Source organism: Gallionella capsiferriformans ES-2, from assembly GCF_000145255.1.
GTDB classification, from domain to species: Bacteria; Pseudomonadota; Gammaproteobacteria; order Burkholderiales; family Gallionellaceae; genus Gallionella; species Gallionella capsiferriformans.
In genome coordinates, this window is sequence record NC_014394.1 from 363,157 (window position 1) to 389,343 (window position 26,187).

Genomic DNA, 26,187 nt, shown 5'->3' on the forward strand with positions numbered 1-26,187 from the left:
CGCTTCTCCCCGTTTCGCAAGTAAAGGGCCATCTTGATGATGGCCCTTTTTGCGTCTGCTACTCGCTAATTTAGTCGAGATTTTCGTTCAATTCGGACGCACTACTTTCAATTCGGATTTTTCCCACGCCAGTATGCCGCCCGCTATATTGCTAACGTGACTGTATCCCGCTTCCTGCAACAGATGGACGGCTTTTGCAGAGCGCCTTCCGGAGCGGCACATCACGATGATGGGTTTATCCTTGTAAGATGCAATCTCATCAAGTCTCGCACCCAGCTGTCCTAACGGAATCAGCGTGGCATTGGGTGCGTGTACTTCGGTATATTCACTGGGTTCTCGCACATCCAGTAACAGCGCTCCTTGCCTATTCATGGTGTGTGCTTGTGTCACATCAATATCTACATCTGTTGTTGCTTGTAAGCGTTGAGCGCCGAGCATCACAAGCAACAGGGTCGCGAGCGTCAGTGATATTTTTTTAGTCGTTAATTTCATGCTGAGATCCTGAATGAAGGGTAGAAATTGTGTTACATGATATTTGAAGTGTTACCAGTGATCTGTGATAAATATCACAATAAAGGCATCTATTTAAGAATATTATAATATGCTTGTAATTAAAATCATTTAGGCTGAAAATCCTAAGCGATCGTAAGTTAATTAATCGCTGTCCTGCGGTTGCAGGATCTGTCGGCTAGCGCTTTACTGAGTGTGTCTAGTCAATGTCAGAGACTCCGATGAGCGCTATTAAACGTTATTTTCGACTGGTTTCGATGTGTATCGACGGTTTAACTACCCTTTTAAGGATGCAAGATGAAAGTTGTTATTATTGGGGGTGTCGCCGGAGGCGCCACTGCGGCAGCGCGGATTCGCCGCAACGATGAGCGTGCGGAGATCGTCATGATAGAGCGCGGCCCGTATATCAGTTTCGCTAACTGCGGCTTGCCCTACCACATCTCAGGCACCATCGAACAGCGCGAGCAACTGCTGGTGACGTCTGAACCCGCGTTCGAGGCGCGCTACCGCGTGGATGTACGCAGCCGCACAGAGGCAATCGCGATAGACCGCCAGGCAAAACTGGTGAGATTGCGCGATCTGAACACGGGCGATGAATACGACGAGTCCTATGATAAGCTGCTGCTCTCCCCGGGTGCTGAGCCCGTGCGACCCAAACTGCCCGGTATTGATTCGCCGCGCGTGTTCGGTCTGCGCAATATTCCCGATCTGGACCGCATCATGGGTCATCTCGAACAACATTCGCCGCGCCGTGCGGTGGTGATAGGTGGCGGCTTCATCGGCATCGAAGTGGCCGAGAACCTGCATGAAAAAGGCATTTTCACCACGCTGGTGGAAGGCGCTGACCAGATCCTGCTGCCACTCGACTACGAGATGGCGGCCATTGTCCATTCCCACATGAAGGACAAGAACGTCGAACTTTACTTGTCGGACAAGGTGGAACGCTTCGAAGACAAGGATGATCATACCGTTGTATATCTCGGCAGTGGACGCCGTCTGCAGGCAGATATGGTGGTGTTGGCCATCGGCGTGCGCCCCGAAACCACACTGGCGCGTGCCAGCGGTCTGGAACTGGGAAGTACCGGCGGCATCAAGGTGGACAGCCATTTGCAGACTTCCGACCCAGATATTTATGCGGTGGGCGATGCGATCGAAGTCACGCAGTTCATCAGCGGCCGTCAGGCGCTGATTCCGCTGGCGGGCCCGGCCAACCGTCAGGGCCGCATGGCCGCGGACAACATCGTGTTCGGTAACAAACAGCAATATCGTGGCACGCAGAGCACATCAATACTCAAAGCCTTCGATCTGGCCGCCGCGACCACCGGACTGAACGAGAAACAACTTATCGCCGCAGAGATCCCTTTCCTCAGTTGCATCACGCACAGCGGCTCGCACGCCAGCTATTACCCGGGCGCAAAACAGATCAGCCTGAAACTGCTGTTTTCGCCTGAGGGCCGCATCCTCGGCGCACAGGCGGTGGGTGCGGACGGCGCAGACAAGCGCATCGACGTGATCTCGACGGCGATACACGGCAATCTGAATGTGGAAGATCTGGCCGAACTGGAGCTCGCTTACGCGCCGCCGTTCAGTTCCGCCAAGGATCCGGTCAATATCGCAGGCTATGTGGCCATCAACCTGCTGAACAAGTCACACGAGATGATAGCGTGGCGTGAATTGCATGCGCGATTGCTCGCAAAGTCATCTGAACTTCAACTCATCGATGTGCGCACGGCCGAAGAGTACGAATTTGGCAGTATCGCGACGGCGCGCAATTTCGATGTCAATCAGATTCGTGAACATTTGGACGAACTCGATCGCAATGCGCCCGTGGTGGTGTTTTGCCAGATTGGCCTGCGCGGTTATCTGGCTTATCGCATCCTTAAACAGCATGGTTTCACTCAGGTCAGCAACCTTTCAGGCGGCTACAAGACTTACTCGTGGGCAGTGGATAAGCAGTCTAATCCGGATATCTTCGACTATGAAGACATCAAGCGTCGTGCGCCAGAAGTAATTGAAGCTGAGCGCAGCGGTAGTGCTGTACTGGTCGCGCCCGGTGGCGAGCTGCACACGCTGAACGCGGTCGGCCTGCAATGCCCGGGTCCCATCATGAAGACCTACAAGGCGATGGAGGCGCTCGATGCAGGAGAGTTGCTGGAAGTCACCGTTTCCGACCCGGCCTTTGGTCGCGATATCCGCGCATGGGCTAAGAAGACAGGCAACGATGTGTTGTCGCTCAAGTCCGACAAGGGGTTGATTGTCGTGCTGTTGCGCAAGAACAAGGCCGTGCCTGTCGTCGCCCTGCCGGCAGCGACACGCGACAAGCTCACGCTGGTGGTGTTCTCGGACGATCTGGACAAGGTGATGGCTAGCATGATCATCGCAAATGGTGCGCTGGCGATGGGTAAGCCGGTCAGTTTGTTCTTCACCTTCTGGGGGCTTGATGTGCTGCGTCGTGAAAATGCGCCTGCACGGGATAAGCCGATGATGGATCGGATGTTCAGTTCCATGTTGCCGTCAGGCGTAGATCATCTTAACTCGATTTCGAAAATGGATATGCACGGCTTGGGAGCTAAAATGATCCGCAAGGTGATGCATGACAAGGGGGTTGAAACACCCGGCCATTTGCTGCAAAGTCTGGTTGACGGCGGGGCACAGATGATCGCCTGTCAAATGTCCATGGATGTGATGGGAATACACCAGTCCGAGTTGATTGATGGCGTGGAAATTGGCGGCGTAGCAGCCTTTTTGGGCGAAGCGTCAGAATCTGGTACGACGCTGTTTATTTGATGCATGAAGTCCGTCGTTGTAGTGGGTAGTGAGAAGTGAGTTTCAGATTGAAGCAATACAATCGGCATTTCCCTCAACGTGAAGTTGATACATCGTATTTTAACTTTCTAATTGGAGATAAAAATGTACAAGAAAATAGTTTTGTCAGTATTGTCCGTTACGTTGCTTGCGTCATTTGGCATCGCGATGGCGGCCGATATTGCGGTGCAGGAGCCATCTAGAATTCAGCAGACAACCGGCAGGCAGTTGATGTCATCAGAAGAGCAAAATGAGCAACGCTCAAAAATGCGCAATGCAACCTCTGCCGAGGAGCGCAAGGAAATTCGTCAAGAACATCACGAGAAGATGAAAGAAAAAGCCAAGGAAAAAGGCGTTGCTATTCCAGATAGCGTGCCCGCCCGGGGACAAGGTGGCGGAATGGGTGGCGGTCAAGGTGGCAGTATGGGTGGCGGCCAAGGCGGCATGCGCGGAGGTCGCTGAGTTGTGAGCTAGAACGGCCCGTTCTTGGAGCCGTTCCGGCTTTACTCCGTTTGATCGTCATACGCGGTTAATTAATGTAGTCACATTTATTATTGAACACCTTTGCAAGGCCGCCGATAATCTCCGCTTGCAAAGGTTCTGACGGGCCTGATTTCCCGCTATTGTGTCGTCTCAACAAAACGATAAGTGGCATGACATGCGATGCAGTTGTTCATGGCATCACTCAGTTTGGCTACGGTACGATTGCTCTCCTTGAACTGCTCCGCATCAGCGGCAATCTCATCGAATTTCTTGCGCGTTCCAAATCCCAGCGCCTTCATTTCAACGGGGATTTTTCTGAATAGCGAGCCGGGTGTGTCGGCTTCCGCCGCCATGCCTGAGGCGCGCGCAGACTTGATGACGGTATCAAAATCTTTCTCAGATGCTGCGGCCAATATGGCTTGTGAGTTTTGCAGCCAGTTGCGCATCTCGAGCAACAAGGCATTGCGCTCATCCTTGGTCAGTATCACAGCCTGACGGCCATCATCGGACGGTTGCACTTCACCTACGGTAAATTTGTAACCTAACAACGTGACGATGATGGATAAAACGACCACCAGACTCCAGCTCAATTTGCAGTTTTTCATGACGTCCCCTTTAAGTAGATGATTTTATAAAATGTTTTACTTGGATTTTCCGTAGAAGTGCTCTGTGAAGGCAGGACGGAATGTCTGATGGCAGGCCAGACAGCCTGTCTGTAGTTTCTGAAAGGCGGCGATCACGCTTTGCCCGTTTTTATCCTGAGCCGCCTCGGCCATTTCATGTGCGGCTTCATGGGTTTGCGCGTCGAAGGACTTGAATTTGCCCATATTGCTTCCCATGAAACTGATGATGCGGATTTTTTCGTCCGGCGGTGCCTCAGGATGCTCGCCGATCTGATGAGCGGTGTGTTCAACGAGAACCCAGTCTTCGCGGGATATGCCATCAGTTACGATTTGCATGTTTTTGCCCAGCTCTTTCATTACCCGCTGCAGTGCAAGCGGCTCTGCGGCTGTGAGCGTGGTAAAAAACAGGGTGCCGGTCAAGAATGCGATCCTTTTTTTCATTGAGCTGCCTTTCATGGGTGAATTGTTAAAGATCATCGCTACGTTTTTTGATGCCGTGCAGATAAATCGGGAAGGTTTTTTTGGCCTCCTCCAGCAAGGTGCGTTTGCCGCCAAAAATAGAAACCTGCATAAACAGCCCTTGAATCATCCCGATGTAGAGTACCGCCGCATTTTTGCTGTCCAGCTCTCTCGCCACCAGCGCCTGATCTTTTGCCATTTCAAGCAGGCCGGCAATTTTCCCTTCATAACCTGAGATGATTTCCTGAATCAGGTCGCGGAGCTTACTGTTTCTTTTATGCAGCATCTCTGAAAACAGCAAACGCGGAATGGAAGGATGCTTACCGATAAAAGTAATATGTGCAAAGAACATCCGTTCAATCGCATCCATCGGATCTGTCGCCTCAGATGCGGCCTTTTCCACCACCGTCATCAGTTTGCCGCGTATCCACTGCATGACGGCCAGCCAGATATCGTCCTTGGTCGGAAAATGCTTGAAAATAGCCCCCTGAGTCACTTTCATCGCATCGGCCATATCCTGTGTCGTGACGCTGTCTATACCCTTTTCGGCGGCCAGATGAATAGCGACGCGGACAATTTCGCTTTGCCGCTCCTCACTCGGCATACGGCGTTTAATAACTTCCTGATTCATCATCTTGCTCCACTACTGTCCGGTTAAAAATCGAATAGATTCAATTGTTTACTGATGTCCGGTTCGTCAAGATTCTGTATCGCATTTGCAACCATTTGATTTATTGGGGTTTTATCGAACATATTGACCTCAAAAAGATTCAGTAAAATCTGCTGGGAGGCAGGAAGATTGAGCTGTTTTTTGGCAATGCTGACCAGCAGGTAAACGCATATTGCGATCCAGATTTGGGATTTGACGGCATTGAGGGAATTGCCATAGAAATGTTTGATGGCAAGGTTTTGCTTGAGCCACTTGAAGAACAGTTCGATTTGCCAGCGATTTTTGTAGATATTGGCGATGGTCAGCGCGGGCAAATCGAAGCGATTGGTCAGGAACACCAAATGCTTGCCGGTTTCCGGGTCGCGGAAAGAAACCCGGCGCAGGCGTTCCGGGTAAGCGGTTTTTGATTTGGGTGTCGCCAGCAGTATGGTTTGATCGCAGCGTAATCCAGTGGCTTTGTCCACTTCGCGCGACGCAATCCAGGTAAAGCGGAGATTGTTCTTTGCGCGGATGACAAAGGTAACTTGGCGCTGGTGTAGCGCATACAATCTGGCGAAGTGCAGGTAGCCCCGATCAATGACGACGATGGTGCCAGCGGGGAATGGGATCACGTCGAGCAGATTGACATCGTGAACCTTGCCGGTGGTAATGGACAGAAACACAGGGATTGAACCGCGCAGATCAATGATGGTGTGCGCTTTGACGGCGGCCTTGGTTGAACGAAATTCCGCCCAGGGGAACAGCGTCAGGCACAGATCGATGGTGGTCGAGTCCATGGCGTAGAGCGGTTCTTTGAGTCCCAGGCCGATGTCCTCGTCCCGGTACAGTTCGAGCGCTATGGAGATCAAACGATGGCCGAGTGCCTCGAACAGCCGCCAGTCGCGCCGTTCGTTGGCATCGGCCAGTGTGGAACGGGATACTTTGCTGCGGATACCGATATGGTAAAGCTTGCTCTTCTGAGAATTGAGACAGGCAACCAAATCACGCAAGCCATCGCGCCGGGTCAGTTGTGCATAGGCCATGCAGATGAATTGGCTCCATGCGGAGAAATGCTTGATCCCGTGGTTGGCGGCAAAGCGCTCGGTCAGATATTCGAAATGATTGAACGGCACGAAGTCCAGCAATTGTGCGAAAACTGTTTTGCCCCGATTCATGCTGCCGCTCCGTCTGCCGATTAAAGGGCAAACGATACGGTTTTTTAACCAAAGGCGATTCCAGATAGTATTTGAAATCGTCGGAATGCAAAAACGTGCTGAAAGCCACGTCAATAAAGGGCTACAGCGAAATGAACTTAAAATCTACCGGACAGTAGTGATCTTGCTCCAATAATCTTACGGTTAGGCTGCACGGCCTTCTCCTGCTTCCTCATAGGTTCGCCCATCGCGAATATGATATATACGCTTAAAGGTCGGGATAATTTTTTCATCATGGGTGACAACAATATTGGCTGATCAGTAGTGCAGGCCTTGTAATAAACAGTGTAAACAAGCAAGTCGCTTCCAATTCAGTCTATTTAGTCAGGCTTAAAATTCAATTTAGAAAGTAATTGATCACTATCTTATAGGTGTTTCATCGTTATGGTCAAGTCTGATTGAATGACGCTATGAAATGACTATGTTCTATCTGAGGTTCTCGCTGCCATATTCCGGCCTTGCCTGTCATGCGGGTTGATTTCGCCCAATTTGATCTTAATTCGACCGCTTTAATTCCCCGTCATGATGGTAACTCGGTGGGCATAAATTTATTGCCCTTCATTAGAAATAACTTTAGCTTAATTGTGCAATCCATTGCTTTATAAGCATATTTTATTTTCATTAGCATTATGCTCTAACTCATTGTCTTTTAAAGAAAAAATCTGTTTTTTGCTTGACCCGAGGGTATTTTTTCAATATAGTGGGTGTAAGTGGTAAAAAGTGGGTAATTGTGGAGGTGGATGGATGTTCCAAGGGGCAGCGCAACTTAATCTGGACGGCAAAGGCAGGCTCGCAATACCGGCAAGGTATCGCGACAGGCTGCTGAGTAACTGCGCCGGAAATTTGGTGCTGACAGCTGACGCGGATGGGTGTCTGCTGGTCTATCCGGAGCCTGAGTGGGTAACAATCCGCGACAAGCTAAATAAGCTGCCTTCATTTAATCCGCGCGCACGTGCCTTGCAACGTCTGATTGTGGGTCATGCCGAAGATGTGCAGATGGACAACGCGGGACGGGTACTGGTTTCGCCGGTGCTGCGCAGTTATGCCGGACTGGACAAGAGCGTGATGCTGATCGGTCAAGGCAATAAATTTGAGTTGTGGGATGAGGTCAAGTGGCAGGCGCAACAACAGGCCGCGTTGCTGTTGATGTCGGGTGACTTGCCGGCAGAGCTCGAAGGATTTTCGCTGTGAGTGAGGTGCTGGTTCATACCACTGTGCTGCTGGCGGAGGCGGTCGAGGCGCTGGCGATCAAACCGGATGGCATCTATCTGGATTGCACTTTTGGCCGGGGTGGGCACAGCGCACTGATCCTGCAGCAACTGGGCGCAAATGGACGCCTGATCGCGCTGGACAAAGATATGACTGCGGTCAGTCATGGTCTGGAATGGCAGGATGCTCGCTTTAAGATGGTGCATAGCGGCTTTACCCATCTGGCAGAGGTGCTGCGCGAGCTGGGTGTTGAACGTGTAGACGGTATTTTGCTTGATTTGGGTGTGTCTTCGCCGCAACTGGATGAGGCCGCGCGCGGCTTTAGTTTCAGGTTTGATGCGCCATTAGACATGCGTATGGATAACAGTCGCGGCCCGACCGCCGCGCAATGGTTGGAAACAGCGGACGAGGGTCTGCTGACGGAGGTTATACGTGATTACGGCGAAGAACGGTTTGCTAAGCAGATTGCAAGAGCGATTATTGTTGCGCGTGAAATTCAACCCATCCAGACCACGGGGCAGCTCGTCGAGCTGGTTGGCAAGACGGTACGTACCCGCGAAACCGGAAAAAATCCGGCGACACGCACCTTTCAAGCTATACGGATTTATCTCAATCAGGAGCTCGAGGAATTAAAGCAGGTGCTGCCCCAGTGCGTCACGCACCTGAAGCCGGGCGGGCGACTGGCAGTCATCAGTTTTCATTCGCTGGAAGACCGCATGGTTAAGCACTTCATTCGCGATATGAATGATGCGGACAAATTGCCGCGCAATGTTCCTATCCGCGCCAGTGAAGTGCCCAAGGGCAAGTTGAACTTAATCGGGCGTGCGATTAAAGCTGGCAAAGACGAGCTGAATAGCAATCCGCGTGCGCGCAGCGCCGTGATGCGTGTGGCTGAGCGCAGCGATGTGGCGTAACGGATTTTTGCAAGGCCTATTGCTGGTGTTGGTTATCACCGGCGCGTTGAGCGTGGTCACCTCGCAGCATCAGGCACGAAAATTGTTTATCGCTCTGCAGCAGGAAAAAGAACATGCCCATCAGATGGAAATTGAGTGGGGGCAGTTGCAGTTGGAGCAGAGCACGCTGGCCGCATCTGCTCGGGTGGAAAGAGTCGCAACAAAGCAGCTGCAGATGCAGTTACCCAAAAAAGAGCAAATTAAATTGATAAGGGTTGGGCAGTCCTCGCCTCTCGATAACGGAACCAGTCATAAACCATGAAATATACGGCTAAATCAAACGACAGCATTACGGCGAAATTGCCGGGATGGCGTGCGATTGTGCTGTTCGCGCTGCTGCTTTTGTGTCTGGCAGGTTTGGTCGGACGAGCGATTTATCTTCAGGGTATACGGGACGACTTTTTGCAGGAGAAAGGCAATCAGCGCTACAGCCGGATCATTGAGGTCAGCGCGCATCGCGGCATGATTACCGACCGCAATGGCGAGCCGCTCGCAGTTAGCACACCAGTCGAGTCGGTTTGGGCCAGTCCGTCCGATATCAAGATCGACGATGCGAATGAAACAAAAATCAGCCCGCAGCAATTGAAGCAGCTGGCGCAGGCGTTGGGTATGCGGGTGACCGATGTGCATGACCATCTGTCCGATGTGAAGCGGGATTTTGTGTTTCTGAAACGGCAGTTGCCGCCTGAGCAGTCAGGAAGTGTGGCAAAACTGAATTTACCGGGGATTTCCTTGCAGCATGAATATCGTCGCTATTACCCGGCCGGAGAGGAATTTGCACAGATGCTAGGCTTTACCGGTCAGGATGACAACGGGCAGGAAGGGCTGGAACTGGTGCTGCAGAACCAGCTTGCCGGCAAACTGGGTAGTCAGCGCGTGATCAAGGACAGGCGAGGCCATATTGTTGAGGATGCCGGCAGTCTGACGCCACCGAAGCCCGGTGGCGATATTGCATTGAGCCTGGACAGCAAAATTCAGCATCTGGCCTATCGGGAGTTAAAACTCGCCGTCGCGCAGCATCAGGCCAAGGCGGGCGCGATCGTGGTGTTGGACGCGAATAGTGGCGAAGTGCTGGCGCTGGCCAATTATCCAAGCTACAACCCCAATAACCGCACACGAGTGAGTACGCAGGCGATGCGCAACCGCGCGGTGGCCGATGTGTTTGAGCCCGGTTCCACCATGAAACCGTTCACCATAGCGACAGCACTGAATATCGGCAAGGTGCGTCCTGATACGATGATCAACACCGAAAACGGCGTGTTTACGGTAGGCAATAAAAAAATTCACGACACGCACGCTGAACCCATGCTGAGCGTCTCTCAGGTGATACAAAAATCGAGCAACGTGGGCGCGGCGAAAATCGCCTTGTCCATGGAGCCGGACACGATGTGGCAAACATTTTACGATGCGGGATTCGGGCATCACACCGGAAGCAATTTTCCGGGTGAGGCGATCGGCATGTTGCGAGATGCAAAAAGTTGGAAACCCATCGAGCAGGCCACGATGTCCTACGGACACGGTATTTCGGTCAATCTGTTGCAGCTGGCGCGTGCCTATACGGTGTTTGCCGGCGATGGCGAAATCAAACCCGTGTCAATGCTAAAACTCGATCAGCCAGCAGCAGGAAAACCGGTATTTTCCAGTAAAACGGCAGCACAGTTGCGCATGATGATGGAATCGGTGGTGATGCCGGGAGGCACGGCGCCGCTGGCACAAGTGGCGGGCTATCGAGTGGCGGGGAAAACAGGTACGGCGCATAAGCTTGACGGGCGGCATTACTCGAATCGATATGTAGCCTCCTTTGTCGGATTGGCGCCTGTATCAGCACCGCGTCTGATTGTCGCCGTCATGATAGATGAGCCAAGCGCCGGACAATATTACGGCGGTCTGGTAGCGGCACCCGTGTTCAGTCAGGTTGTCGCAGGTGCGTTGCATTTACTGAATGTACCGAACGATGCGCCGCTGGACAATGTGATTGCAGCACCGGCTGAAATTGTCAGGGAGGAAATATGACACCAACCCTGAGTCAGTTGCAGTTACAGCTCGGCGTACCATTGAACCATCTGGTGACAGACAGCCGTACGTTGAAATCAGGCGATGTATTTATGGCCTATCCTGGTGAAAAGACGGATGGACGTCAGTTTATCGCGCAGGCAATTCTTCAAGGCGCGGCAGCCGTAATTTGGGATGCGCACAATTTTGTCTGGGATAAGGCATGGACGGTTCCCAATATTGGAATTTCTGATTTACGTCACAACGCCGGATTTCTGGCGGATGCCATTTACGGCGAACCATCAAAATCACTTCGGATGATCGGCGTGACAGGGACTAACGGAAAGACGTCGACCTGTCACTGGATCGCGCAGGCGCTGGGAGATGCCGGCAAAAAATGTGCGCTGATCGGTACGCTCGGCAATGGCTTTGTCAACGAACTAGAAGCTAGTGCAAATACCACACCGGATGCGATTCGCGTGCAGGGCTTGCTGGCAGACTTCCTGAACTCGGGTGCGCAAGCGGCAGCAATGGAGGTGTCATCCCATGCGCTGGCACAGGGTCGGGTCAATGGCGTGCGTTTCGATGTGGCCTTGCTGACGAATCTGAGCCGCGATCATCTGGATTATCACGGAGATATGGAAAGCTACGCGGCGACTAAGCGACGCCTGTTTGACTGGCAGTCGCTCAACTATGCCGTGATCAATCTTGACGATGCGTTTGGCGCGGAGCTGGCGCTGCAGCTAGTCGACAAGACGGTCGAAGTGATTGGCTACGGGACGACGGATGAAGCGCTACGCTTAGCTGAACGGCATGGCCTGCGCATGGTGTACGGCGTAGTGCTGGAGATGGACAGCCACGGCATGAAAGTTGAAGTTCGTTCAAGTTGGGGGGCGGCACAGTTGTCCACTCAGATGGTGGGCAGATTCAATGTGTCGAATTTGCTCGGCGCACTGGGCGTGCTGCTGGTGAGCGACGTGACCCTCGATGCCGCAGTCGCGTCATTAAATGCGGTGCAGCCTGTCACGGGGAGAATGCAAAAACTGGGCGGGAATGATCAGCCGCTGGTGATCGTGGACTATGCACATACACCCGATGCGCTCGAAAAAGTCTTGCTGGCGCTGTGTGAGGCCGCTCAAGGGACGAAGGCTGGAGGCCAGCTGATTTGCGTCTTTGGTTGCGGCGGCGATCGGGACCGCGGCAAACGCGCCATGATGGGTCGCGTGGCAGAAAAATTTGCCGACCGCTGCATTGTGACAAGCGATAACCCGCGCAGCGAAGATGCTCAGCAGATCATAGGCGAAGTGATTGCGGGGATGAATGAGGGCCGGCATGAGGTGATCAGCGATCGCGCTGACGCCATTGGTCATGCGATTGCCATGGCCGGGCGTGCCGATATCGTATTGATTGCGGGCAAGGGGCATGAAGATTATCAGGAAATTAAGGGCGTGAAGCATCCGTTTAGCGATGTCAATGTGGCGACACAGGCATTAAAAACCTGGATGAGTCAGCCGGGAGTTACGCAATGATGTTGCTAGCACAGGCAGCTAAAGTCCTTCACGGACATATCAAAGGTCCGACAGATGCGCGCTTTATGGCGGTATCGACTGATACGCGCAAGATAAAGGCGGGTGATTTGTATATCGCGTTGCGCGGTGAAAAATTCGATGGCGCTGATTTTGCCGCGCAAGCCATCGAGAGTGGCGCTACCGCTGTGCTGATGAACGCGGACAGCTTTGAAGCGCGCAGTTTAATTTTGAATCCTCAATCCTCTATCCTGCTGGTCGCGGATACGCGCATCGCATTGGGGCAACTGGCGGCGCACTGGCGTCAAAAGTTCAATATTCCGATGGTCGCGATTACCGGTAGCAACGGCAAGACAACGGTCAAGGAAATGCTGGCGAGCGTACTGCGTAGCGCGGCAGGCTCGGACGATGCGGTACTGGCGACCAAAGGCAATTTTAATAACGACATTGGTATGCCGCTGACGCTATTGCAACTTAATGCGCAGCACCGCTATGCGGTCATTGAAATGGGCATGAATCATCCCGGCGAGATCGACTATCTGACGCGGATTGCCTGTCCGAACGTTGCGCTGATTAACAACGCCAGCGGCGCCCATCTTGAAGGCATGGGATCGGTCGAGGCGGTAGCGCATGCCAAAGGGGAAATATTTTCGGGCTTACAGCCCGGTGGCAGCGCGATTATCAATGCAGATGATGAGTTTGCACCGCTTTGGCGCTGTCTTGCCGGTGCAAATTCGTTACTGGAATTCGGTTTGAGTGGACACTCGGATGTCGTGGGTGCGTGGCAGCCGAACGGTGCGGGATTGCGCCTTGACGTCAAGACGCCGGTGGGCGATTTCACAGTGGAGATGCAAGTGCCCGGGGAGCATAACGCGCGCAATGCACTGGCCGTTACCGCAGCAGCCATTGCACTAAATTTGTCGCTCGAGAGCATCGTGGCTGGCTTGTCAAAATTTTCGGGTGTCGCGGGTAGGCTGCAGCGTAAACCCGCAAGAGAGGGCGCGGTGCTGATCGACGATACCTACAACGCAAATCCGGCCTCTTTGAAAGCGGCCATTGCCGTATTGGCCGCAATGAGCGGGCAGCGCGTCCTGGTGCTGGGCGATATGGGCGAATTAGGTGAGGATACTGCGGCATTTCATGCGGGTATCGGGATCAATGTACGCGAATCAGGCATCGAAAATCTCTATGCACTGGGTGAGTTAAGTCGCGAGGCGGTGCGGGAATTCGGCGTCGGGGCACTGCATTTTGAGCACATTGATGCGCTGCTCGCGGAATTGGACAAGGAACTGAAGGTTGGCACGACCGTGCTGGTGAAAGGGTCGCGCTTCATGAAAATGGAACGTGTCGTAAAGCATCTGGAAATAGGAAGTGGGAAGTGGGAAGTGGTAAGTGGGGTTGGTTGTATCCACTCACCACTTACTACTCCCGACTCACCGGAGATATTGTAATGTTATTAGCGCTCACACAATGGCTGGCTCAGGATATACGTTTCTTCAGTGTATTCAACTACATAACACTGCGCACCGTGATGGCGGCGATGACTGCGCTGGGGATTTCATTCATGGTGGGTCCTGCGATGATCCGCAAGTTGACGGCATACAAGATTGGCCAATCGGTGCGTAGCGACGGTCCGCAGACGCATCTGGTCAAGGCAGGTACGCCGACTATGGGCGGCGCGCTGATTCTGACTTCGATTGGAATTACGACGCTGTTGTGGGGTGATCTGCACAATCATTATGTATGGGTGGTGTTGCTCACCACGCTGGGATTCGGTGTGATCGGCTGGATAGATGACTATCGCAAAGTCGTGCACCGCAATCCAAAAGGCTTGTCAGCGAAGGCGAAAATGACCTGGCAGTCTTTGATCGCGCTGGTGGTCGCCGTCTATCTTTGGAAAACCTCGACACTGCCGGCTCAAACCGAACTGATCGTGCCGTTCATGAAGTTTTTTGTCTTCCCTCTGAGTGCGGCAACGTTCATCGCCGTCGTGTATTTCGTGATTGTTGGAACCAGCAACGCGGTCAATCTGACAGACGGTCTGGATGGCTTGGCGATTATGCCGACGGTGATGGTGGCCAGTGCACTAGCACTATTTTCCTATGTCGCAGGCAATGCCGTATTCGCCAAATATTTGGGTATCCCCTATATCCCGGGCGCGGGAGAACTGGCCGTTTTTTGCGGAGGCATCGCGGGAGCGGGGCTGGCATTTTTGTGGTTTAACGCCTATCCCGCCGAAGTGTTTATGGGCGATGTGGGCGCGCTGGCATTGGGGGCTGCGCTGGGCGTGGTCGCTGTGATTGTCCGTCAGGAATTGGTGCTGTTCATCATGGGCGGCGTATTCGTCGTGGAAACGCTGTCGGTCGTGATTCAGGTTGCCTCCTTCAAACTGACCGGACGCCGCGTGTTTCGCATGGCGCCACTGCACCATCATTATGAATTAAAGGGATGGAAGGAAACGCAGGTCGTTGTGCGCTTCTGGATTATCACGATGCTGCTGGTATTGCTGGGATTGGCGACTTTAAAACTGCGATGAAAACGTTAAGCGACAAATCTGTTCTGATACTCGGTCTCGGTGAGACCGGATTATCGATGGTGCGCTGGTTAAGCGCCCAAGGCGCGCGGCTGCGCGTTGCAGACAGTCGCACAACACCGCCGGGACTGGATCAAGTCGCCCAATTCGTACCTGCCGATCAGCTGTTTTTTGGGGCCTTTACCGATACCCTGTTTGACGGTATCGAACTTATCGCCATCAGTCCAGGCGTGCCGCTAGCCGACCCGTATATCGCACGCGCTGCAGCACGCGGCATCCCTGTTGTCGGCGACATCGAGCTTTTCGCACAACAACTTCGCGCTTCTCACGCACCGCTTCCCGGCAAAGTATTGGCCATCACCGGCTCAAACGGCAAAACGACGGTCACGAGCCTAGTCGAGCACCTGTGTCGCGCGGCAGGACTAGATGCGGTGGCCGCCGGCAATATTTCGCCTGCGGTACTCGATGTGGTGTTGCAGCGCGGTGACAAACAACCCGAGGTTTGGGTGCTGGAATTATCGAGCTTTCAGCTGGAAACCACCCGCAGCCTGACGGCTGATGCGGCGACCGTGTTGAATGTCAGCGAAGATCATCTGGATCGCTATTTGGGGATGGATGAGTACGCGGCGGCCAAACAGCAGATACTCGGCGGCTGCCGCTTGCAGGTGCTCAACCGCGACGATGCGCGCAGCATCGCAATGAAACATACGACAAGCGACTGTGTCAGTTTTGGATTGAATAAACCCGCGAGCGAAAGCGATTTTGGCATCGAGCGGGAAGGTGATGATATTTGGCTGGTGCAGGGTTGTTCACGACTCATCAAGGCGTCTGAAATGCAACTGGCAGGTTTGCACAATGTTGCCAATGCGCTGGCAGCCCTTGCTTTGTGCCGTGCGATCGACTTGCCGATGCCCGTGTTGCTTGCAGCATTGCGCAGCTTCAAGGGGTTGCCGCATCGGGTTGAGAAGGTCGCGGTACTGCATGGCGTGACGTTTTATGACGATTCCAAAGGCACTAATGTGGGCGCAACAGTCGCCGCCTTAGCAGGACTGGGTTGTCCTGCGGTGTTGATCGCCGGCGGCGTGGGCAAGGAACAGGATTTCTCGCCGTTGAAATCGGCCGTCACACATCACGCCCGTGCAGTAGTGCTGATCGGGCGCGATGCGCCATTGATCGCCGCAGCATTAGCGGGGGGCGATGTGCCGCTCATCCATGCAGCTGATATGCAGGATGCGGTGCAGCTAGCGGCAAAAATCGCACAGTATGGGGATGCGGTACTGCTGTCGCCTGCCTGTGCAAGCTTCGATATGTACCGCAACTATGGCCATCGCGCACAGGTGTTCATCGCTGAGGTGAACCACTTGAATGAGGAGGGTGCATGGCCTCATTAGTCAAAACGCACACAAGACCGCCTCAAGTGCAGTTCGATATGCTGCTGATCTGGGTATTCATCGCCCTGCTGTCGGTGGGGCTGGTGATGGTCTATTCGTCGTCGATCGCAACCGCCGAAGGCAGCAAATTTACCGGTCATCAGGCGAGCTACTATTTGATGCGGCACAGCATGTTCATCGCGGTGGGATTGGTTGCCGGCGCGCTGGCCTTTCAAGTGCCGGTGCAGACATGGCAAAACTACTCGCCGTATCTTTTTGTGGCGGGCGCCACCCTGCTGGTGCTGGTGCTCATTCCGCATGTCGGGCGTGAAGTCAATGGCAGTCGACGCTGGCTATCGCTGTTCGTGATCAATCTGCAACCGTCAGAATTGATGAAACTGTTTGCCGTGATGTATGCCGCCGATTACACCGTGCGCAAAGGGCGTGAGAGCAATTCGATTATCAAAACCTTTCTGCCTATGTTTGGCGTGATGGCGGTCGTCGGTGGTCTGCTGCTGCTCGAGCCCGATATGGGCGCGTTTGTGGTTGTGCTGGCCATCTCTATTTGTACGCTCTGGCTGGGTGGATTTAACTTAAAAGTATTTGGCCTGCTGGTGTTTATGCTGCCGATGGCCTTCGCTGCGCTGATTTTGTCGTCTCCCTACCGTCTGCAGCGCGTGATCGGCTTCATGGATCCCTGGGCTGATCCTTATGGTAAAGGCTATCAATTAAGCCATGCGCTGATCGCCTTCGGGCGCGGCGAGCGTTTTGGCGTAGGGCTGGGGGGCAGCGTTGAAAAATTATTTTATCTGCCCGAAGCGCATACCGATTTTCTAATGGCAGTGATCGCAGAAGAATTGGGTTTGGTGGGCGTGGTCTGTGTGATTGGCTTGTTCGCGCTGGTCGTGATACGCGCATTCCAAATCGGACGGCATGCGGCCTTTTTAGAGCGAAATTATTCGGCGCTGGTCGCGCAAGGTATCGGGGTGTGGGTCGGTGTGCAGGCGACGATCAACATCGGTGTGAATATGGGCGTACTGCCGACCAAAGGGCTGACGCTGCCCTTTTTGAGCTTCGGTGGCAGTGGCGTGGTGGTCAACTGTATCGCCGCCGCCGTATTGCTCCGCGTCGACTATGAAAATAGAAGACTTGCACGAGGGATGCCCGCATGAGTATAAAAAATCGCAAGTCTTCTATTTCTGTGCAGACAAAAATCGAATTAGGGTATCTGCACAAAAACCGTCGTATTGCACGAGGGATGCCCGCATGAATCGTTCAATATTGATCATGGCAGGCGGCACGGGCGGGCATATCTTTCCAGCACTCGCGGTGGCCGATCAGCTGCGTGAGCAAGGCTGGCAAGTGACCTGGCTGGGCGCACCGAACAGTATGGAAGCGGATCTGGTGCCAAAACACGGCTATCCGATGTCGCTGGTCAGATTTTCCGGCTTACGCGGCAATGGATGGGTACGCAAGGTGATGCTCCCTTTAAATCTGATCATTGCACTCTGGCAAAGCGCGGTTGCCATTTTCCGCCACCGGCCGGATGTCGTGTTAGGTATGGGCGGCTACATCACGTTTCCAGGTGGACTGATGGCCGCGATATTGCATCGGCCGCTGGTGATACACGAGCAGAACTCGGTCGCAGGGTTGAGCAACAAGGTGCTGGCGCGTTTGGCCACACGAGTGATGACAGGCTTTCCCGCTGTCCTGCCTAAAGCGCAGTGGTGCGGGAATCCGGTGCGTAGTGTCATTGCCGACATACCAGCGCCTGCCGACAGATATGCCGCACGCACAGGTCGATTGAATGTACTGGTCGTCGGCGGCAGTTTGGGTGCGCGCGCGCTCAATGAAGTGATGCCAAAAGTGCTGGCGCTGTTGCCGACTGAAGATCGACCGATTGTCGTGCACCAAACGGGCAAGCAGCACCACAGTACGGTGACGCAATTGTATAAGGAGGCGGATGTTGAGGCTGATGTGCTGCCGTTTATTGGCGATATGGCAGCCGCCTATGCTGCCGCAGATCTTGTGATTTGCCGCTCGGGTGCGCTAACGGTGGCAGAACTCGCGGCGGCCGGTGTGGCCAGTATTTTAGTGCCGTTTCCATTTGCGGTGGATGATCATCAGACCCACAACGCACGCTTTTTGAGCGAACAGGGCGCGGCAATCTTGCTGCCTCAGACAGAACTTTCTGCTGCGGGGTTGGCAAAACAGTTGATGGAACTCAGCCGTGAAAAGTTGCTGACGATGGCGCAACAGGCGCGAAGCCTCGCTAAGACGGATGCGGCAGGGGATGTGGCAAATATATGCAAGGAGTTGGCGCAATGAGACACAAGATCAAACAAATTCATTTCGTGGGTATCGGCGGCTCGGGCATGAACGGGATTGCGGAGGTGCTGTTCAACCTGGGTTTTAGCGTGAGCGGGTCTGATCTGGCTGAAAATGCGGCAACAGCGCGACTGCGCGAGTTAGGGGTTTCCGTTGCGATCGGACACAGCGAGGTGAATTTGACCCGCGCCGATGTGGTGGTGGTCTCGACCGCTGTGAGTCAGGATAACCCTGAGGTGGTCGCCGCACGGGCTCGGCATATTCCGGTTGTGCCGCGCGCCATGATGCTGGCCGAATTGATGCGTCTGCGTCAGGGAATTGCCGTGGCCGGCACGCACGGCAAGACCACGACCACCTCGCTGACCGCCAGTGTGCTGGCGCGCGGCGGTTTCGATCCGACCTTCGTGATCGGTGGCAAGCTCAACAGCAGCGGCACGAACGCGAAGCTGGGCACCGGTGAATTCATCGTTGTCGAAGCGGATGAGTCAGACGCCTCCTTTTTGTACCTGCAGCCGATCTTGGCCGTTGTGACCAATATCGATGAAGATCATATGGAAACGTACGGGCACGATTTTGCAAAATTAAAGCAGGCCTTTATTGATTTCATCGAGCACTTACCGTTTTACGGACGTGCGATGGTTTGCGTGGATGACGCGAATATCCGCGAGATTTTGCCGCGTGTAACGAAGCCTGTGACGACCTATGGTTTCAGTGAAGATGCGCAAATACGTGCCATCAATGTCCGGCATGAGGGCGGCAAGATGTGTTTTACCGCGCAATGCAGGCAGAACGGTACGCCGCGCGATCTGGTTATCACGCTCAATCTGCCGGGACGCCATAACGTATTGAATGCACTGGCGGCCATCGCGATTGCACTGGAAATCGGCGTAGCTGACGACGCAATCATTGCTGCACTGGATGAGTTTGAAGGCGTCGGCAGGCGTTTTCAGCGCTATGGCGAAATCGCCTTGCCTGAGGGTGGACGTTTTACGCTGATTGACGATTACGGCCATCATCCGGTGGAAATGGCCGCTACCTTAGCTGCCGTGCGTGGCGCATTTCCCGGTCGCCGTCTGGTACTGGCTTTCCAGCCGCATCGCTATACCCGCACACGCGACTTGTTCGAGGATTTTGTCAAAATTCTGTGCGGTGTGGATGCGTTGCTGCTCGCTGAAGTCTATGCGGCAGGCGAGACGCGTCTGGTTGCCGCCGATGGACGGGCCATGATGCATGCCTTGCGTCTGGCCGGGCAGAGCGAGGCGATTTTTGTCGAGCATATTGCGGATATGCCGCAGTCGATTATGCAATGGGCGCGTGACGGCGATGTCGTGGTCACGATGGGGGCAGGTTCGATCGGCAATGTGCCGGGGGCGGTTAAACAGATGGCCAATACATGAATATGAGCGAGCCGGGACAGTTTATCGCGGCGGTACTGAGAGGCAAGTTGAGCCTTGATCAGTCCATGCGCCGTCATACCAGCTGGCGAGTAGGCGGTGCGGCTGATCGCGTGTATCAACCGGCTGATCTGGATGACTTGCGGGTGTATTTGTGCAGTCTGCCGCTCGATGAACCGTTGGTCGCCGTTGGCCTCGGCAGCAATTTACTGGTGCGCGATGGCGGTGTACGCGGCACGGTACTGTTAATGCACGGCGCATTGACTGAACTTGCGATGCAGCAAGACGGACTGATCTACGTGCAGGCTGGAGTGCCGGGTGCGAAGCTCGCGCGCTTTGCCGCCAACCATGATTTAGCCGGCGCAGAATTTTGCGCAGGAATCCCGGGGACGCTGGGCGGCATGCTGGCGATGAATGCCGGTTGTTATGGCAGTGAAATCTGGCAGCACGTCGTGCGTGTACAGGTGGTAACGCGCAGCGGCGAGTTGATAGAGAGAGCATCGTCGGAATATCAGATCGCTTATCGAAGCGTGACAAAGAAGCAGGATGGAGCATCGGATGAATTTTTCGTCGGGGCATGGTTGTCTTTTGTGCAGGGCGATGGACAGGTTGCGCGACAAAACATCAAGGAGCTATTGGCCAAGCGCATTAGCTCTCAGCCGCTGAATCTGCCCAATGCAGGGTCGGTGTTTCGCAATCCGGCAAATGATTACGCGGCGCGTCTGATCGAACAGTGCGGGCTGAAGGGTAAAAAAATTGGCGGTGCGCAAGTATCTGAAAAACATGCAAATTTTATCGTCAATGTGGATAACGCAACGGCCGATGAGATTGAAAACCTGATTTGTCAGGTAAGGCAGACGGTCATGACGCAAACAGGGGTGGATTTACATCCTGAAGTGAAAATCATCGGAGAGGCGAGCGTAAAGATGGCTAACAGTAAGACGGATTTTAAAACGCTGAACCCGGAATTCTCAACGCTCAATCCTGCTGCTTACGGCAAGGTTGCCGTGCTGTTCGGCGGACGATCTGCCGAGCGCGAAGTTTCACTCAAGAGCGGGGCGGCGGTACTCGCTTCATTGCTGCGCAGCGGCGTGGATGCGCACGCGTTTGATCCGGCTAGCCGGAGTTTGCAGGAGTTGCAAGAGCAGGGATTCGATCGCGTATTTATCGCACTGCACGGCCGATTCGGTGAGGATGGCACGGTGCAGGGCGCACTGGAATTGCTGGGTATTCCCTACACGGGAAGCGGCGTGATGGCCTCTTCACTGGGGATGGACAAATGGCGCAGCAAGCTGGTTTGGCAGGCAGGCGGATTGCCGGTGCCTGATTTTATGATGCTGGCTGAGCAAAGCGAGCCGCTCGACGTCATCGGAAAACTGGGTTTGCCGCTGTTCGTGAAACCTGCCAATGAAGGTTCGAGTGTCGGGATCAGCAAGGTTAAGGCAGTGGGTGAGTTGCAGGCGGCATATCGAGAGGCAGCCCGTCACGACCCTCTGGTGATCGCGGAGCGCTTCATCGGTGGCGGCGAATATACGGTGGCGATTCTGGGTGATCAAGTTCTGCCGGTGATCAAAATCGAACCTGCCAACGAATTTTATGACTTTGAAGCCAAATACCTGCGCGACGACACGTGTTATCGCTGTCCGAGCGGGCTGGATGCGGCCAGCGAAGCAAAGATGCAGGGATTGGCCCAGGCCGCATTTGCCCTGATCGGTGGACAAGGCTGGGGGAGGGTTGATTTTCTGATGAGCGAAGCGGGTCAGCCTTATGTGCTGGAAGCGAATACCTCGCCTGGGATGACGGACCACAGTCTGGTACCGATGGCCGCACGTCAGGCGGGAATCAGTTTTGATGAGCTGGTGTTGCGTGTATTAGGAATGGCGCATGTGGGATAACGCCCCGTTGTTGCGCGGTATGGCAAGCGTGCTGTTTTTTTGCAGCATTGTTGTCATGTTGTACGGCGCGGTTCACTACGTGGTGCATATGCCGAAGCTGCTCCCTATCAAGAGCGTGCGCTTAGCCTCTGCGCCGGAGCGGGTGATGAGCGATGAGGTAAAAGCGGTCGTCAGGCAGGTGGTGCAGGGAAATTTTTTGACGGTGGATATCGACACACTCAGGCGCTCACTGGAGAAATTGTCCTGGGTACGCAATGTCAGCGTGCGTCGTGAATTTCCGAACGGGCTGGTTGTGCAGTTTGAAGAGCATCAGGCTTTAGCGCACTGGAATGACGTGGCTTTAGTGAACAGGCAGGGCGAGGTGTTTACAGCGGAGACGACGCAATCGTTGCCAAGATTTACAGGCTATGAAGGCACCTCAGCCGAGGTGACGCAGCAATATGCGAAGTTTGGCGCGCAACTGGCAGCCTTGAATTTGCAGGTGGAGCAATTGGCGTTGTCGCCGAGGCATGCATGGCAATTGCGATTGAGCAACGACATGGTTGTCGAATTGGGTCGTGAGGCGCTCAGTCAGCGACTGGCACGCTTTATTGCGGTCTACCCGTACGGGTTAGCGCCACAGGGAGACGCCGAGCGTGAAATTCAGGTGGTTGATATGCGCTACCGAAACGGATACGCGGTTAGAAGGCGGCAAGGCAATGCATAGATTCAAATATTTTGGAAAACGGCAGTGGAGAGCGTGCGATGAGCAGAAATAAGGAAGCGAAGAATCTGGTGGTAGGCCTCGATATCGGCACGTCCAAGATTGTGGCTATCGTAGGTGAAGTCAAACCTGACGGTGCGCTGGAAGTGATCGGCATGGGCATGCACGAATCATCGGGCCTGAAAAAGGGCATGGTGGTCAACATTGAGGCGACGGTAGGCGCGATCCAGCGCGCGCTCGAAGAAGCTGAACTGATGGCGGATTGCAAAATCACCGAGGTGCACACAGGTATTGCGGGCAGTCACATTCGCAGTGTGAATTCCAGCGGTATGGTGAAGATCAAGGAAAAGGAAGTCACGCAGGCGGATGTGGACCGGGTACTGGAAACCGCAAGTTCCATCAGTATGCCTGCCGATCAGCAGAAACTGCATGTGCTGGAACAGGCCTTTAGCATAGACGGCCAGGATGGCATCAAAAAGCCGTTGGGCATGAGCGGGATGCGACTCGATGTCGAAGTGCATATCGTCACCGGTGCGGTTGCAGCCGTGCAGAACATTATGAAGTGCATTCACCGTTGCGGACTGGAAGTCAACGAGTTGATTTTGCAGCCGCTCGCATCGAGTCGCGCGGTGCTGGCCGATGATGAAATGGATTTGGGTGTCTGTCTGGTTGATATCGGCGGCGGCACAACCGACATCGCAGTGTTTACCGGCGGTTCGATACGTCACACCGCCGTGATTCCAATTGCCGGCGATCAGATCACCAACGACATCGCGATGGCGTTGCGCACACCGACTCAGGATGCCGAAGACATCAAGATTCGTCACGGTTGTGCGCTGCGCCAGCTGGCGGACGACGGTACGATCGAAGTGCCAGGCGTAGGTGATCGCGGCCCGCGCATGTTATCGCGGCAAACGCTGGCTGAAGTGATTGAGCCGCGCGTCGAGGAACTGTATTCGCTGGTGCAGGCGGAATTGCGCCGCAGCGGATTTGACGACTTATTGTCGTCAGGGATTGTGATTACCGGCGGGAGCAGCGCCATGCAAGGTATGGTTGAGCTGGGCGAAGAAATATTCCATTTGCCGGTCAGACTGGGGATTCCCAAATACGTCGGGGGGTTACTGGATGTCGTGAAAACGCCGCGTATGGCGACAGGCGTGGGATTGCTGTTATATGGGCTTGAATACCATAAAAATAATGAAGCGACACGAATGCAGGGCAATTCATTTGGAGATGTACTTGCAAAAATGAAGTCGTGGTTCTAGCAAATTAGGTTTTTGTATCGAGGTGGTCAGGTTTTGACCGGTAAATTTTTTGTATTCATTTAAGGGAGATGGCGATGTTTGAAATCATGGAAGCGGAATCTCAGGATGCGGTAATCAAGGTAATCGGTGTAGGCGGGTGTGGTGGTAATGCGGTCGATCATATGATCGAACAAGGCGTGCAGGGTGTTGAATTTATCGCCATCAATACCGATGCTCAGGCTTTGAACCGTAGTCGCGCACCGACACAGCTGCAAATCGGCGCTGCGATTACCAAGGGTCTGGGAGCCGGTGCCAAGCCATCCGTCGGCAAAGCAGCCGCTGAAGAGGATCGTGAGCGTATCAAGTCGATGATCAGCGGCGCCAACATGGTGTTCATCACGGCCGGTATGGGCGGTGGAACCGGAACGGGAGCGGCACCGATTGTGGCGCAAATTGCCCGCGAGATGAATATCCTGACCGTGGCCGTGGTGACCAAGCCGTTCGCTTATGAAGGTAATCGCATGCGATTTGCAGCCGACGGTATCAAAGCGCTGCAGGAACACGTCGATTCATTGATTATCGTGCCTAACTCCAAACTGATGGAAGTGCTGGGTAATGACGTGACGGTGCCGGAAGCGTTTAAGGCTGCGAACGGCGTATTGCAAGGCGCGGTGGCCGGTATCGCCGAAGTGATCAATGCACCGGGTTTGATCAATGTCGACTTTGCAGACGTATGCACGGTGATGTCTGAAAACGGAATGGCGATGATGGGTTCGGCTGTTGCATCCGGTCCCGACCGTGCAAGAATTGCTGCCGAACGCGCTATCGCAAGTCCGTTGCTCGAAGACATGGATCTGACGGGTGCACGTGGCGTTCTGGTTAATATCACGTCGACCAGTTCATTGAAACTGAGAGAGATGGATGAAGTGATGGCGTGTGTGCAATTTGCTGCAGAAGAAGCTACGGTCATCTTAGGTTCTGTGTTCGACGAATCGATGGGTGACGATCTGCGTGTGACCGTGGTCGCGACGGGATTGGGCGGACGTAAATCTAAGCCTGAATTGGTCTACGTTGAGCAAGAGAGCAAACGCACCGGTACGCACGATATGCCTATCTCTAATGTGAATTATGCTGAACTTGAAACACCCACCGCATTCCGCAGCGGGCGTCGTGCAGCCGTTGAGGCAATGGAGAAAAATGGCGTAGAAACTTACGACATTCCATCGTTTTTGCGTAAACAGGCTGATTAAACCGGTCGGGTGCAATAGGTTTGCGCTGCCGGCGGCTTCGGGTGTTTAGCGGCGGTTTTTTTGCAGCGCAAAAATGAAAATGCCTCGAGGTCGGTATGTTAGAATCCGTGCATGAAATTTGCACTGAATAAGCCGATGGTTAAGCAGCGTACCTTGAAAACCTCTGTCAGCGTGACCGGAGTCGGCTTGCACAGCGGCGAGAAAGTCACGCTGTCTTTGCGTCCCGGTCAAGTCGACGGTGGTATCGTATTTCGTCGTGTCGATGTCAAACCGGTACAAGACATACAGGCGCGACCGCATCTGGTGCATGACACCCGTTTGTCGACGTGTATGGAGCAGAACGGAGTGCGCGTGGCAACGATCGAGCATCTGATGTCCGCGTTGGCGGGCTTAGGGGTCGATAACGCCATCGTTGAAATGGACGGTGCCGAAGTGCCGATCATGGATGGCAGTGCGGGCACCTTCATCTTCTTGCTGCAGTCAGCTGGTATCGTCGAGCAATCGGCAGCCAAAAAATTCATCCGTATCAAGAAGCCAGTAGAGGTCGTGCAGGGTGACAAATGGGTCAGATTCGAGCCTTATAACGGCTATAAATTGACCTTTACCATCAATTTTGCGCATCCTGTATTTGCCAGTTCCAAGCAGCATGTGACGGTGGATCTTAACGAACACTCCTATATTCGCGACATCAGTCGCGCGCGCACCTTCGGTTTTATGCAGGATGTTGAGAATATGCGCGCGCAGGGGTTGGCGCTGGGCGGTAGCCTGGATAATGCAATCGTCATGGATGAGTATCGGGTGCTCAATCCTGATGGACTTCGTTTCGAGGATGAGTTTGTCAAACATAAGGTGCTTGATGCAATCGGGGATTTGTATCTGCTTGGGCACGCCGTGATCGGGGCATTTTCCGGATTTAAATCGGGACATGCGTTGAATAATGCCTTGCTCAGAGCGTTGCTCGCCGATGAAATGGCGTGGGAATTCGTCACCTTTAACGACGTGGACGATGCACCTGATTTTTTGCGCTTGCAGGTAGCCTAACGCCTC

23 protein-coding genes and 1 pseudogene are annotated in these 26,187 nt (G+C 53.9%); 19 read left to right on the forward strand and 5 right to left on the reverse strand.

All coding sequences use genetic code 11. The features are described 5' to 3' along the window. Window positions 1–87: 87 nt before the first annotated feature. On the reverse strand, window positions 88–492 hold the full coding sequence (locus tag GALF_RS01625) for a rhodanese-like domain-containing protein (RefSeq protein ID WP_013292305.1): 405 nt from the start codon (window positions 490–492) through the stop codon (window positions 88–90). 315 nt (window positions 493–807) lie between these two features. Here GALF_RS01625 and GALF_RS01630 point away from each other — a divergent pair, with 315 nt between their 5' ends. Continuing rightward, window positions 808–3,297, forward strand: a complete 2,490-nt coding sequence (locus GALF_RS01630) for an FAD-dependent oxidoreductase (protein WP_013292306.1) — start codon at window positions 808–810, stop codon at window positions 3,295–3,297. Window positions 3,298–3,420: 123 nt separating this feature from the next. Continuing rightward, window positions 3,421–3,777, forward strand: coding sequence for a hypothetical protein (locus GALF_RS01635; protein WP_013292307.1), 357 nt, complete (start codon window positions 3,421–3,423; stop codon window positions 3,775–3,777). 158 nt (window positions 3,778–3,935) lie between these two features. Here GALF_RS01635 and GALF_RS01640 read toward each other — a convergent pair whose 3' ends face one another. The 4 genes from GALF_RS01640 to GALF_RS01655 are packed head-to-tail and all read right to left on the reverse strand — an operon-like array spanning window position 3,936 to window position 6,704. Further along, window positions 3,936–4,403: a hypothetical protein gene (locus GALF_RS01640; RefSeq protein ID WP_013292308.1), complete on the reverse strand. Its 468-nt coding sequence runs from the start codon at window positions 4,401–4,403 to the stop codon at window positions 3,936–3,938. 36 nt (window positions 4,404–4,439) lie between these two features. Beyond that, window positions 4,440–4,862: a cytochrome c gene (locus GALF_RS01645; RefSeq protein WP_013292309.1), complete on the reverse strand. Its 423-nt coding sequence runs from the start codon at window positions 4,860–4,862 to the stop codon at window positions 4,440–4,442. 25 nt (window positions 4,863–4,887) lie between these two features. Further along, the gene (locus tag GALF_RS01650) at window positions 4,888–5,511 is read right to left on the reverse strand and encodes a TetR/AcrR family transcriptional regulator (RefSeq protein WP_013292310.1); all 624 of its coding nucleotides are present in this window, start codon (window positions 5,509–5,511) and stop codon (window positions 4,888–4,890) included. A 23-nt stretch (window positions 5,512–5,534) separates the two neighbouring features. Beyond that, complete coding sequence (locus GALF_RS01655) at window positions 5,535–6,704, reverse strand: IS4 family transposase (RefSeq protein ID WP_013292311.1); 1,170 nt, start codon at window positions 6,702–6,704, stop codon at window positions 5,535–5,537. A 783-nt stretch (window positions 6,705–7,487) separates the two neighbouring features. Between GALF_RS01655 and mraZ the strand changes: the two genes are divergently transcribed. The 17 genes and pseudogenes from mraZ (at window position 7,488) to lpxC (ending at window position 26,181) form a co-directional block, all read left to right on the forward strand. Beyond that, entirely contained in the window at window positions 7,488–7,934 is a 447-nt protein-coding gene (gene mraZ / locus GALF_RS01660) for a division/cell wall cluster transcriptional repressor MraZ (protein WP_013292312.1), read from the forward strand. After that, a complete protein-coding gene (rsmH, locus tag GALF_RS01665) occupies window positions 7,931–8,866 on the forward strand; it encodes a 16S rRNA (cytosine(1402)-N(4))-methyltransferase RsmH (protein WP_013292313.1) in 936 nt (311 codons plus the stop codon). The genes mraZ and rsmH overlap by 4 nt, the downstream gene beginning before the upstream one ends. Next, complete coding sequence (gene ftsL / locus GALF_RS01670) at window positions 8,856–9,167, forward strand: cell division protein FtsL (RefSeq protein WP_013292314.1); 312 nt, start codon at window positions 8,856–8,858, stop codon at window positions 9,165–9,167. Before rsmH ends, ftsL begins: the two co-directional genes overlap by 11 nt. Continuing rightward, a complete protein-coding gene (locus tag GALF_RS01675) occupies window positions 9,164–10,918 on the forward strand; it encodes a peptidoglycan D,D-transpeptidase FtsI family protein (RefSeq protein WP_013292315.1) in 1,755 nt (584 codons plus the stop codon). The genes ftsL and GALF_RS01675 overlap by 4 nt, the downstream gene beginning before the upstream one ends. Then, entirely contained in the window at window positions 10,915–12,426 is a 1,512-nt protein-coding gene (locus GALF_RS01680) for a UDP-N-acetylmuramoyl-L-alanyl-D-glutamate--2,6-diaminopimelate ligase (RefSeq protein ID WP_013292316.1), read from the forward strand. Before GALF_RS01675 ends, GALF_RS01680 begins: the two co-directional genes overlap by 4 nt. After that, window positions 12,423–13,874 (forward strand): UDP-N-acetylmuramoyl-tripeptide--D-alanyl-D-alanine ligase, encoded by a 1,452-nt coding sequence (locus GALF_RS01685; RefSeq protein ID WP_013292317.1) that lies wholly within the window; start codon window positions 12,423–12,425, stop codon window positions 13,872–13,874. Before GALF_RS01680 ends, GALF_RS01685 begins: the two co-directional genes overlap by 4 nt. Next, on the forward strand, window positions 13,874–14,959 hold the full coding sequence (gene mraY, locus GALF_RS01690; RefSeq protein WP_013292318.1) for a phospho-N-acetylmuramoyl-pentapeptide-transferase: 1,086 nt from the start codon (window positions 13,874–13,876) through the stop codon (window positions 14,957–14,959). The genes GALF_RS01685 and mraY overlap by 1 nt, the downstream gene beginning before the upstream one ends. Continuing rightward, window positions 14,956–16,347, forward strand: coding sequence for a UDP-N-acetylmuramoyl-L-alanine--D-glutamate ligase (gene murD / locus GALF_RS01695; RefSeq protein WP_013292319.1), 1,392 nt, complete (start codon window positions 14,956–14,958; stop codon window positions 16,345–16,347). Before mraY ends, murD begins: the two co-directional genes overlap by 4 nt. Then, entirely contained in the window at window positions 16,335–17,498 is a 1,164-nt protein-coding gene (ftsW, locus tag GALF_RS01700) for a putative lipid II flippase FtsW (RefSeq protein WP_013292320.1), read from the forward strand. Before murD ends, ftsW begins: the two co-directional genes overlap by 13 nt. A 94-nt stretch (window positions 17,499–17,592) precedes the next feature. Next, window positions 17,593–18,654: an undecaprenyldiphospho-muramoylpentapeptide beta-N-acetylglucosaminyltransferase gene (murG, locus tag GALF_RS01705; protein ID WP_013292322.1), complete on the forward strand. Its 1,062-nt coding sequence runs from the start codon at window positions 17,593–17,595 to the stop codon at window positions 18,652–18,654. Continuing rightward, entirely contained in the window at window positions 18,651–20,051 is a 1,401-nt protein-coding gene (gene murC / locus GALF_RS01710) for a UDP-N-acetylmuramate--L-alanine ligase (RefSeq protein ID WP_013292323.1), read from the forward strand. Before murG ends, murC begins: the two co-directional genes overlap by 4 nt. Then, window positions 20,048–20,962 (forward strand): annotated as a pseudogene (gene murB / locus GALF_RS01715) (UDP-N-acetylmuramate dehydrogenase); the annotation flags it as partial. The gene murC and the pseudogene murB, both read left to right, overlap by 4 nt. A 12-nt stretch (window positions 20,963–20,974) precedes the next feature. Next, complete coding sequence (locus GALF_RS01720) at window positions 20,975–21,943, forward strand: D-alanine--D-alanine ligase (RefSeq protein ID WP_083777161.1); 969 nt, start codon at window positions 20,975–20,977, stop codon at window positions 21,941–21,943. After that, on the forward strand, window positions 21,933–22,649 hold the full coding sequence (locus tag GALF_RS01725) for a cell division protein FtsQ/DivIB (protein ID WP_013292325.1): 717 nt from the start codon (window positions 21,933–21,935) through the stop codon (window positions 22,647–22,649). Before GALF_RS01720 ends, GALF_RS01725 begins: the two co-directional genes overlap by 11 nt. Before the next feature lie 38 nt (window positions 22,650–22,687). Continuing rightward, window positions 22,688–23,911, forward strand: coding sequence for a cell division protein FtsA (gene ftsA / locus GALF_RS01730; protein WP_013292326.1), 1,224 nt, complete (start codon window positions 22,688–22,690; stop codon window positions 23,909–23,911). 74 nt (window positions 23,912–23,985) lie between these two features. Beyond that, window positions 23,986–25,140 carry a cell division protein FtsZ gene (gene ftsZ, locus GALF_RS01735; RefSeq protein WP_013292327.1) on the forward strand — a complete coding sequence of 385 codons (1,155 nt, stop codon included), beginning with the start codon at window positions 23,986–23,988 and terminating at the stop codon, window positions 25,138–25,140. A 135-nt stretch (window positions 25,141–25,275) separates the two neighbouring features. Then, the gene (gene lpxC / locus GALF_RS01740; RefSeq protein WP_041938178.1) at window positions 25,276–26,181 is read left to right on the forward strand and encodes a UDP-3-O-acyl-N-acetylglucosamine deacetylase; all 906 of its coding nucleotides are present in this window, start codon (window positions 25,276–25,278) and stop codon (window positions 26,179–26,181) included. Window positions 26,182–26,187: the final 6 nt, after the last annotated feature.